The organism is Aeromonas sp. S5(2024) (assembly GCF_041403025.1).
Lineage (GTDB): Bacteria > Pseudomonadota > Gammaproteobacteria > Enterobacterales > Aeromonadaceae > Aeromonas > Aeromonas hydrophila.
The window spans coordinates 842312-853903 of record NZ_JBGLRI010000001.1 but is presented as its reverse complement, the minus strand read 5'-3'; the positions used below and the strand labels follow the sequence as shown (position 1 = coordinate 853903).

Here is an 11592-nt window from a genome sequence, read left to right as displayed (position 1 = left end):
ACCCCACCGGCGCTGCCGGTGATGACGTTGCCCACCTGATTGAGCACGATGGCGGCACCTTGGCCGTTGGCCGCGGCCGGATCGACCGCATACAGGCCGCTCGCCACGTTGCTGTCGGTCAGCGCCAGGCTGTAGCCAATGCTGCCCGCCCCGTCAGCCCCGAAGGCCGGGTTGAACTGGGCCTGTACATTGGCGGCGCTCAGGGTGGCACTGGCCACTCCGTCAGTGCCAACGCCACCCAGGCTGACCAGGCTTTCATCTACGGACACAGAGCCCAATCCTTCAGAATTGGTCGTAAGGGTGACGCTGGGAACATCATCCAGAATGACCACATCTAGGCTGCCGCTGGTATTGTCACCATCGGTATCAACCAGTACGACGCTGAAACTCTCGCTAAGCGAGTTGTCATTGGGAGGTTGGGTGTGGGTTTCACTTCCTCCCAAGGTGTAGCTGTAGTTCACGTTACCCACACCGGTCACGGGATTGTAATTAATGCCGGTAACGATTAATTGATTACCAAGTGGGCTGGTAATGGTTTGCGGGAAGGCTGTAACAGCTTGCCCATTGGTGACCAAGGCGACGCCTCCCAGCGTCAGACTCTGCACACCATCGGCTGCACTGAAGGTAAAAATACCGCTCTGAGTCACAGCGGCTGCATTCGGATTACTCCCTCCTGCCAATGAGGCTTCATTTAATGTCAGTTCTCCGCCCTCCAGCTGCAGACCTGCAAGCTCAACCGGCTCATCAACAGGAGTGATCGTGATAGTCAATATGGACTGTACTGAATCTGTACCATCTGTGACGGTATAACTCACCGCTGGGACTGGGCCGTCATAATTGGTGGCGGGCGTAAACTGATAACTACCATCTGCATTGACCAGCAGGGTACCAACTCCTGCCAGGGTGACGGGTGTACCCAGAGTCGTGTTGGCAAGCCCACCCCAGCTAAATCCGGTGACAGTAGCAGCCTGAGGCCCATCATTATCGACGGTGTTGTCAAGCAAATTGCCCGATACCACCGCATCCTCCGTCACCACGACGTTCTCGCCCTGATCAGCAAGATCATTGACTGGCGTGATAGTGAGTTCCAAGGTGGATTGGACCGTATCGGTGCCATCGGTAACCGTGTATACGACAGGGGGAACAGCACCGTCGTAGTTGGGAGCCGGGGTGAATGTGAAGCTGCCATCGCCATTGACGACAAGCGTACCGATCCCGTCGATTGTCACACTGGTTCCGACAGCCACATTGGCGTTGCCTCCCCAGCTGAAGAGCAGAACCGACGCAGCTGACGGCCCATCGGTATTGACCGTGTTGTCCAGCAAATTGCCATTCAATACACCGTCTTCCGCAACAACCAGCTGCTCACCCTGATCCGTCAGTTCATTGACCAGCAAGGGCTCTACTACTTGTTGTGTATCTACAACCGGCTCTGTCTGATATGTGGTGTCAAAGCCTGCAGCAGCAATGGTTGCATCACCAATGCGGTCAATGGTGACAAAGCCACCATTGCCACTGGCACCGGCTACACCACCGATCCCGCCACCACCACCGGCGGCAGGTGCCCCACCGGCAGCAGAAGCTTCAAAGTTTTGTGTCGGGTCTACCCCTTGCAGAATTGATTTTTGCAATGCAGCGATATCAGGAGAAGCCGCAGTACCCGCATCAGGGGCTTGAGGTTGACCAGGGGCCGGTGCGTCATGAGCGGGAGCATCTGGAGTAGCAGCGGCAGGGGAATCGTCATAGGGAGCCAATACCAGTTTGGCGTCATCTGCAATATTAAGCTTGGCTCCCGGCTGGAGGATCTCGCCTTTTTGCAATGGGCGGCTGCTTCCATCAGCCAGCACGATTTGAACACTGCCTTCAATGGAAGAGACCACCACCGTTTTGTCGATGATTTGAGTGCGCATATCCTTTGCTCCAACGTGACAGATCTCGATGTCTACACCATAGATGTCTGTACGCTTCGCATCCGTTGCAAAAATGTATTGGATTTGTTCCATCTTGGGGTGGGGCAATGTATTAAATCGAAGGGTCTTTTTTATAATGTCAAATCAATCACTTGGTGGAGCCTCAAGCGAATCTCAAACAGAGAGGTGCCCTAAAAATACCTATTCTTATTCATCTTTAGAATAAAAAAAGGGCCCTTATGGGCCCCTATTGATTTGATAACGTTCAAGCCAGTGGGAATGCGGGATGCACAAAACCCTGATAACCATCGATATGCAATTTAGCAAGCAGCTCAACCTGATGTTGATCTTCCACCCGAGTCGCAATGGTTGTGACGCCTGCATTGTGAGCGGCGCGGCACACTGCTGCCAAGAAAGAGGTATCCGCCCCCGGCTCCATCACCTGACTGGTATAGCCATGATCAACCTTGACATAGGCTGGAGCCAGCTCTTCCAGATATCCCAGTGACTGGAAGTGACGTCCATAATGATCCACGCCCCACTGGAATCCATGTTCCTGCAAGGCCTTAACCAAGGCGGTGACATGATCTTTATGCTTCATGATGGCGGCTTCCGGGATTTCAAACAGCAGCCGTTCTTGCAGCTCGGTATGAGCCGTCAGATAGCCGGTCAACCACGCCCTGAACTCATCGGAACACAGCGAGCCAGCGGTAATATTGACCGCCAAGACCAGATCTGCCTGTTGCTGGAGCAATGGAATAGAAGCTTCAAGTATCGCCTGATCGAATTCGCCGCCCAATTTGAACTGTTCGATGGCAGGCAAGAATTGACCGGCAAAATAATCAGTGCCATCGCGAGAAATAGAGGCAAACAATTCCGCATGCAAACGAACGCCGTTATCAAATCGGCAGGCAGGTTGCGCCTTGAAGCGCCACAAGTGCCGAGCGATGGCGTCTTGTACCAGATCGCGCCAAGCCAGACGACCCATCAGCCCTTGATCAACACCGCCCTCCATGACTACTGCGCCACGACGTTCATTACGCGCTTTGCCCAAGGCGTTGTCGGCCTTGGTCAGCAACGCTGACAAATCATCATTGCCATCGCGCCCTGCAATACCGATAACGGAGAGTGCACCACCCTCACCCATGGGGTTCACAACCAGGTCGGCAATGCGACTATTGATCACTTCCGCCAAATCTTTCAGCTGGGCCAGATCATCGGTAGGACACAGCAAGGCATATTCCGTGGCCGAAATCCGCGCCAGTGCCGACCCATCCCAGCCTTTCAGCTGCTCCTTCAGAGCCTGTGCTATCGACTTGACCATGTTGTCACGAGCAGCAAACCCCTCCTCACGGTACAGGTCATCCAGCATATCGACAGCAACCAGCATGACGCCGCCTTGTCCCGCCTCGGCAATCCATGCGTTTACCTGACCCACGAAATAAGCCCGGTTGCCCAGGCCGGATACGGCGTCCACATAAACCCGCTCCCGCAATTTTTCAGCCTCATCAGCCTGTTCCTTGAACTGCATGGCCAGCTTGCTGGAAAGTGTATTGATGGCTTGTACCACCTGTTTCAATTCATGGGTCTTGGGTTCAGGAATGGCATGGCCAAAGTGGTGCAGCTCGATCTCCACCGCCTGCTCGCAGATCTGCTTGAGCGGCTTGAGCAAATAGTTGAGCGCACGCATCAACAAAATGGTGGTGATGAGAAAACCTATCAGAAACCAGCTCGCCAGTTCGCTCATGCCACGCCACAGCTCGTAGTAGGCTTGCCCGGGGTGACCAACAACCTTCAATTTGCCCAGTTGCAGCCAGCCAGAGGTCAGAATCGATTCGTTAGATACTTCCGGAAACAGGCCCAAATTAATGAACCACTGCGGCACCCCCTGAATATTGTTGGTATTTTCCTGCTCAATGACATCCTTGGAAGCCAACAAGTCCAGACGAACCAAGCGATAATATCCCCCATCAAATATCGCCTGGATGACGGATTCAGCCCCCACCTTGTCACCATTTTCCAGATAAGGTGTCAACGCCAATCCCAAGGATGTGGCGGTGTTGATGACTGTGGTTTCCTGCTGCTGCGCCAGATAGGTACGAGTCGAGTTGAATTGCACCCAATAGGTGGCTGCAAACAACAACCCGAACAGGATCAACATGGTGGCCAGTAATTGTCTGTAGAGCGTCATAGGTTAATCATCCAAATTCAACACAGGCTGAGCCAATCGCCCCGAAGTCATGCGATTGCGTAAATCATTCCATAATCCCAGGCGTGAGGACTGTCCAGCCAGTTCCCCTTGACCACGCGCCTTCATCAACCACAAGTGACTACCGTTAAAGCTGTATATCGGCATCAGATCCCGGCGCTGGCTGGCCGGCCGGATCGACCCAATCAAGTTATCCAAAATCACGGGGACTGAGGATGGCGTGTCATAGTAAGCAACCACCATATGAAACTGGTTGTAATCCAATGCCTTGACATAGACCATCCGCATTTTTTCATCCGGCACCCCCAATTCCAGCAGGGTAAAGTACTTTGAAATGCTGAAGTCTTCACAATCACCACCCGCCGCGCCTAAAAATTCCAACGGGGTCGCCCAATAGTCTTTTTTACGCCACAACTTGATGTCGTCGATAAAACGCATCTGGTTGAAAAACTGGTTTACCTTCTCCAGTTTCTGACGGTCTGTCAGACCGGCGGCACGATTCTGCATGACCAACGTGCGCCAAGTCGTAACCCGTTTGCCGGCTCTGACACCGTACGTTTCCTGTGCCCGCTGTACCAGTTTGAGATCTTCGGGGGTAAGAGGCTGGCTGGCAGAAAGCAGCAAAGGTAGAGAAACCAACAGCAGCCAGAGAGACCAGCGCAACCAGCGCGCGCGCAAAAACGGAGCCAAACCGAAGCTTGACGCCATGCCGACACTGCCTGCCCGATACTGCTCAGTCACATGCATCTTCAAAAGATCCATTGGCTGTTACTACGCTGGCCAGAAGTGGCCGTCAGAGACAAGGGATGGCGGCAGCCCGGCTGCAGCCATCCCTTTCACTCGCATCAAACCTGATGCGCACTCCATTACTGTTTAGCTTGCCAATCGGCGGGCTGCTTCACATTAAACGCATTGAGCAGACTACCAGTGGCATTGAGGATCCGATAATCCGCCAACAAGGAGTCGTACTCGGCCGTGATGTAGCTGCGACGGGCTTCAAACAGTTCGTTCTCGGTGTTCAGTACGTCCAGCAAGGTACGCTGGCCCAATCCGAACTGCTTCTTGTACGCCTGTACGGTGTCATAGCTGGCATCCACGTGCTCTTTCAGGAAGGTCTTCTGTTTGGTCAAAGACTCTTTGGCGTTCCAAGCGAGGCGGGTTCCCTCTTCAACCTGACGGAAAGCATTCATATGAATATCTTTCGCCTGGGAATAGAGAGCGGACGTCGCCTTGCTCTGCGCCAGATCGGAGCCACCACGGAACAGGTTGTAACGCATGCGTACCATGGCGGTCAGATCGTCATTGCGTCCCTTGACTGCATCAATGTCCTCGTTCCAGTTCTGATCCACTTCAAACGTGACGTTGGGATAAAAACCGGACTTGGAGCCTTCATGCTGATACTTGGCGGCTTCGATATCCTGCAAGGATGACAGCAAGGTAGGATGCACTTCGGTCGCCGTCTTCAAGGCGGCATCCAGGCTGCTCGGAATGAGCTGAGCATCCGGCACCGGCTGTACCAAATCTTTTGGCATCTCGTTGACTACCCGGATGAATTCGCTCTCGGCATCCCGGTAGTTGTTTTCGGCAGCCGCCTGATTGGCATAGGCTCTGGCGACACGACCATCAATCTGAGTCTGGTCTGCCGTGGATCCCAAGCCTGAATCGGTCCGCTTGCTGATGTCGCTGCGGATCTGCTCGTGAGTTTCCAGGTTCTGTTTGGACAGCTCCAGGATCTCCTGCTGACGCAGCATGTTGAGGTAAACCTCAGCCACGCGCAGGGCAGTATTCTCCGCCTCGGAGATCATGGCCAGACGCTGGGCATTGGCTTCGGCATCGGTACGAGCCACGTTGCTGCTGACGTTGAAACCATCAAACAGCATCTGGCGCAGGCTGATGCCGGCCTCTTTACGGGTCATGGAGTCATCGATGGTGGTCGAGTTTGCCGCAGCAGCACGAGTTGACGGGCTGTCAGTCTTCTCATAGCCGACACCGCCACGCAGATCGATGGTGGGATAGTAACCACCTTTGGCTCCATCATGCTGATACAGTCGCGCCTGATAGAGATCAAAAGCTTCCTTGATTTTGGGATGGGTAGCCAGTGACTGTGCCACTGACTGTTCCAGTGTTTGGGCCTGGGTAAGGCCCGGGAACAGCACGGCGCCACTTACTAACATGGCAACAATCGTCTTCTTCATGGTATCTCCAGTCATGTTGTTTTTAGATTGTTGGCTTATCGTTCTCTCAGTGCCGACTGCTTTGCCCGTAAAATCGGCTTAAGCAAATAGTCTAGGACACTTTTTTTACCAGTAATAATATCTGCACTGGCTAACATACCGGGGATGATGGGAAGTGCGTTAAGCTCATCGCCCAAGTAACTTTTCTCGGTGCGTACTCGTACCAGGTAAAAGGAGTTGCCATCTTCATCCTGGATCGAGTCGGCACTTATCTGTTCAACCTTGCCATGTAATCCTCCATAAATTGTGAAGTCATAGGCAGTAATCTTGACCACGGCCTCCAGCCCTGGCCGCAAGAACGCGATATCTTTGGGCGACACTTTGGCCTCGACCAGCAGAGTGTCTTCCAGTGGAACAATTTCCATCAGATCCATGCCGGGTTGCACCACACCACCCAGCGTGTTGATCTTGAGCTTCTTGATGGTGCCCTTGAGCGGCGCAATGACGCTGGTGCGATCCACCCGATCCCGCAGCCCAACCTGGCCTTCGGACAGCTGGCTCAATTTGCCTTGCCGTTCATTGAGCTCGGTCTGTGAATCGGCCCGGAATTTCAAGGCAATGTCGTTGCGCTTGGAGATGGTCTCCCGCAACACGGAATCGAGCTTGGGAATAAGCAGCCGGTTGCTCTCCAATTCCCCCTGCATCTCGTTGACCTGCCGTTCCAGCTTGATCAGTTCGACCTGAGGTACTATCCCCTCCTTGGCCAAGGGGCGGCTGATATTGAGCTCCTGCCGCGCCAGATCCACGCTACGCGCCACCGTCCTGATCTTGGCGTTGAGCTCTATGGTCTCCTGCTCTTTCTGCTCAATCTGTTGCCCCAGAATATAGAGCTGGTTGTTCAAGTTGTTGAGACGCTCATCCTGAACTGATTTTTCTCGAGCCGCATATTCGGCAAAGACGTTTTCGAAACCATCCGGGAAATCGATGGGTTGCTTGTCGACCACGACCTGCTCACGCCACCCCAGATTGGGACCGGTCTTGACCACCACGCTCTGGATTTCGGAGCGCAGCCTGGCAATATCCCCCTTGAGGGTCACCAGCTCCTGCTCCCGTTCACGAAAATCGGAGCGGAAGCGAGTATCATCGATACGCAAGAGCGGCTGCCCTTTTTCAACGATGTCACCCTCTTTGACGAAGATCTCCTTGACGATCCCCCCCTCCAGATTCTGGATCACCTGCAATTGACGGGAAGGGATGACCTTACCCTGTCCAACGGTGACCTCATCGAGCTCGGCCCAGGCGGCCCAGACAATGGCGCTCATGAAAAACAGGAAGCAGGCCCACAGCAATGCCCTGGCTCGAGTCGGGGTACTCAGCAGTACCGCAGCCGCACCGTCATCGACGAATTCAAGGTGCTCCGGCGCCGGCAGTACGGTATCGGATGGCGCCTTCTTGAACAGGCCAAATTTAGCCATTGGACGCCTCCTGCACACGCACCTTGCCCTCTTTCAGTTGTTGCAGCACAGCCTCTTTGGGCCCATCAGCCACCACCTGCCCCTGCTCAACCACGATGACCCGTGAAGCAACATCGAGCATGGAGGTTTTGTGAGTGATCAGGATCAGGGTCGTTTCCGGCCCCAATCGAGCCAACTCATGCTTGACCTGCATCTCGGACTGGTTATCCATGTTGGACGTGGGTTCGTCCATCACCAGAATGGGGGGGTCGTTGAGCAAGGCTCGCGCCAGCAGAATGGCCTGACGCTGACCACCCGAGAGCTGACGGCCTCCTTCGCCGATCTGCCGATCCAGACCGTTGGGATCCCGATTGGTAAAATTGGTGACACCGGCCCGTTTGGCGGCCCGCATGACCCGCACATCGTCCACTAGCGGATTGCCCAGCATGATGTTGTCGCGTACCGAGCCAAAAAACAGAGTCACGTCCTGCGGGACACAACCTATGTTGCGCCGAATAACCGAGGCCGGCAGCTGATCCAGCTCGAACCCATCCAGTCGTACCGAGCCATCGGTGGGCCGATACAAGCCCATCAAGATCTTCTCGAGCGTGGTTTTACCCGCCCCGATCCTGCCTATGATGGCCACCTTCTCGCCCGGCTCGATCCGCAAATTGATGTTGTGCAGGGTACTGGTTTCCATCCCCGGGTATTTGAACGAGACATTGTCAAACTCGATCCGACCGGAGATCACGGGATGGTGGATATACTGTTTTCCCTCTTCCTGCTCACCCGGCGTCACCATGATTTTTTCCAGGATTTCCAGTGCAGACTTGGCCTGGTTGTAGCGGGTGGAGAGCACCGACAACTGCACCATGGGCGCAATGGCGCGACTTGACAGCATGACGGCGGCAATCATGCCCCCCATGGTGACCAACCCTTCCGAAATCTGATAAACACCGACAATCACCAGCGCCACCGTCACCACCTGCTGGATGTAACTGGCCAGCGAAGACATGGAGTTGGTGATGCGGCGGGTCTGCACGCCCCAGGTCGAGATATGGGAGACAGCCTGCTCCCAGCGATGCTGGAACATGCTCTCGGCCCCGAAAATCTTGACGGTCTCAAGGCCTGAAATGCTCTCGATCAGGTTGGCGTTCTTCTGGGAAGCAAGCCGCGATCCCTCTTCGATGGACTGCTTGAGCGGCGCCTGAATATAGAAGCTGTAAATGATGAGGATCAGCATGGCGACGATCGGCACTACGACCATGACCCCGGCGAAAATCCAGATGATGAACAGGAAGAAGACCGCGAACGGCAAGTCGATGAGGGTAGAGACGGTGGCGGAGGTAAAAAACTCCCGTACCGATTCAAACTCCTGCAGATGTTTGGCAAACGCACCGGTCGAGGCCGGCCGCGACTCCATCCGCATGCCCATCACCTTGGCGAAGATCTTGGCCGACAACAGCACATCCGATTTTTTACCTGCGATGTCGATGAAGTAGCTGCGCAGCTGGCGCATCACGAAATCGAAGGTGAACACCACCATCGCCCCGACGGCAAGCACCCAAAGGGAATCAAATGCCAGATTGGGCACTATCTTGTCATAGACGTTCATGGTGAACAGCGGGCTGGCGATGGCAAACAGGTTGATGAGGATGGACGCGATCAGTACGTCCCGATAGATGCCACGGGATTCAAACAGAGTGCTCCAGAACCAGTGCCCGTCACGGGTCTCCAGCACCTTGGGGGAGCGCTCATCAAATTTGAACTGCTTTTTGACAAAAAATAGTCTTCCCAGATACTCATCACCCAGCTGGGCTGCATTGAGCCACTGGGCCGCATCTCCCGCCTGAGGAAAGATGACCTTGCCCTGGCTTCTGTCTTCATTCCACTCCAGCAGAATGCAGGCGCCACCATTGCGCATCTGCAGCACGCAAGGCAGCAACAAGGGAGAGATTTCGGCAAGCGGCTGGATCACTTCCCGGGCCGACAGTCCGCCCCGCTCGGCGGCACGGCCAAACAGGTTGGGTGTCAGCAGACCGGACACCAGTGGCAAACCGGTCGTCAGGGCATCCTTGCTGTTGGGCACCCCATAAAAGCGGGTCAGAAAGACCAGGCACTCCAACAACTCGTCAATACGGTTAGTTTCTGCTTGCATAGCATCCTGTCACTGCATGATTGGGCCGGCTCTATCGCCACACCGATATTCAAGCTTCACGGGCGCAGTTTGGCGCAGACGATCCCGTGACATAAAGAACAGAGCTCCCCGAGAAGGGATCAACAGCCTGATACACATTAAGCACAGGTACATGACACTGAATGTCATTGGCAGACCTGATAGGCATTACACCCAAAGGCGAGACGGGCAGTTTGGTTGCGGATCGCGACACAAGATGGCGCCACCTCCGATATATCCCGTCCAAATTGGAAATAATACAAGCTTATTGATAATGATATCTTTTTCAAGCCAAGTACTATATCAAGACAATTTTACCGAAACTATACCGCAAAGACTGAATTTCATCTAATAACTCACTGTTTTTTTGATGAAATCTGATTACCTAGTCGATATTGCCAGAAAGCGAAAAAGGGCACCCCAGCGCATGACCCTGGGCGCCGGAGCGGGCCAGTTCACTAGCAATGTCAGCCATGGCTGTCCAGCGATTCTCGCACCAGGCCGGCGCCAACAGAGTCGGACGGCGTGCCGACGCCGAGATGCGGTGGTACACCACCTCGGGCGGCGTGTGCTGGATCATGGCGACCGCCGCTTCCACATACTGCGCCAGGCTCGGCACCTCCAGTCGACCCACCTGCCACGCCTTGCCAAGGGTACTTCCCTCTACCACATGCAGCGGGTGCAGTTTTATCCCCTCCACGCCCGTCTCCACGATGCGCTGCAGCGTATTCAGGCTGTCCATGGCGACTTCACCAGGCAGACCGACAATCAGGTGGGCGCACACCTTGATGTCCCGTTGATGGGCCCTGGCCACCGCGTCAACATAGGCGGCATAGCCATGGCCCCGGTTGATGCGTTGCAGCGTCTTGTCGTTGGCGCTCTGCAGCCCCAGCTCCAGCCACACTTCGTAACCCCGGGCCTGATAACCGGCCAGCAGGTCCAGTACCGCATCCGGTACACAATCTGGACGCGTCCCCACGCACAAGCCCACCATGTCGCTCACCGACAGCGCCTCTTCATACATCCGCTGTAGGTACTCCACCTCGGCATAGGTGCTGGTATAAGCCTGAAAGTAGGCGAGATAACGTTTGGCCCGGGTCACTTCATCCCGGCGAGCCAGCAGTTGCTGTACCACCGAAAGCTGCTGGGCCGACTCGTCGGCAAAGGAGGAAACATTGCAGAAAGTGCAGCCGCCACGGCCCAGCGTGCCGTCCCGGTTCGGGCAGGTGAAGGCACCGTGAATGGAGAGCTTGTGGATCTTCTGGCCATGGCGCTGCTTGAGATCCTGGCCGAATGTATTGACGAGTTCGTGTAACTGCATGACACCTCCAGTAAAGGGGCGTCATTGTACGAGCTTGGCCGCGCGCTGCGCTGCGCTGGATCAAGAGAGGATAGAGTCGGGAAAACATATAAATATTCACCAATAACCGGATAAATATCAGCAAATGGGTAGTTATCGACGCTTTCGAGACTCATCCCCAATTTGACGAAGGCTCAACACCACCACAAAACCATCTTCTAACAGTTTGTTGAATAATGAAAATTTTCTCATAGACGGTGGTTTTGCAAATGCAAGTCATCTGCTTCGTTATTGTGATCTCGGCCATTCACTTGTCGAGTGGATTGGTAAAATTACTACAAATCCCTGCCCCCATTGAGTCAACCAGCA

General features: G+C 54.6%; 7 protein-coding genes. All 7 read right to left on the bottom strand.

Features of this window, described 5'->3' with window-relative positions:
* On the bottom strand, positions 1-2003 hold a 2003-nt coding region (locus tag ACB032_RS03875), incomplete at its 3' end, for a retention module-containing protein (RefSeq protein WP_371137381.1).
* A gap of 172 nt (positions 2004-2175) precedes the next feature.
* Positions 2176-4101 carry an EAL domain-containing protein gene (locus ACB032_RS03870; protein WP_371137380.1) on the bottom strand — a complete coding sequence of 642 codons (1926 nt, stop codon included), beginning with the start codon at positions 4099-4101 and terminating at the stop codon, positions 2176-2178.
* A 3-nt stretch (positions 4102-4104) separates the two neighbouring features.
* Positions 4105-4827, bottom strand: a complete 723-nt coding sequence (locus ACB032_RS03865) for a transglutaminase-like cysteine peptidase (protein WP_024945793.1) — start codon at positions 4825-4827, stop codon at positions 4105-4107.
* A gap of 158 nt (positions 4828-4985) precedes the next feature.
* Entirely contained in the window at positions 4986-6314 is a 1329-nt protein-coding gene (locus tag ACB032_RS03860) for a TolC family outer membrane protein (RefSeq protein WP_324016798.1), read from the bottom strand.
* A 35-nt stretch (positions 6315-6349) separates the two neighbouring features.
* A complete protein-coding gene (locus ACB032_RS03855; RefSeq protein WP_011706512.1) occupies positions 6350-7768 on the bottom strand; it encodes an HlyD family type I secretion periplasmic adaptor subunit in 1419 nt (472 codons plus the stop codon).
* Positions 7761-9905 carry a type I secretion system permease/ATPase gene (locus ACB032_RS03850; RefSeq protein WP_017410900.1) on the bottom strand — a complete coding sequence of 715 codons (2145 nt, stop codon included), beginning with the start codon at positions 9903-9905 and terminating at the stop codon, positions 7761-7763. Before ACB032_RS03850 ends, ACB032_RS03855 begins: the two co-directional genes overlap by 8 nt.
* A gap of 403 nt (positions 9906-10308) precedes the next feature.
* On the bottom strand, positions 10309-11244 hold the full coding sequence (locus ACB032_RS03845) for a TIGR01212 family radical SAM protein (protein WP_371137379.1): 936 nt from the start codon (positions 11242-11244) through the stop codon (positions 10309-10311).
* Positions 11245-11592: the final 348 nt, after the last annotated feature.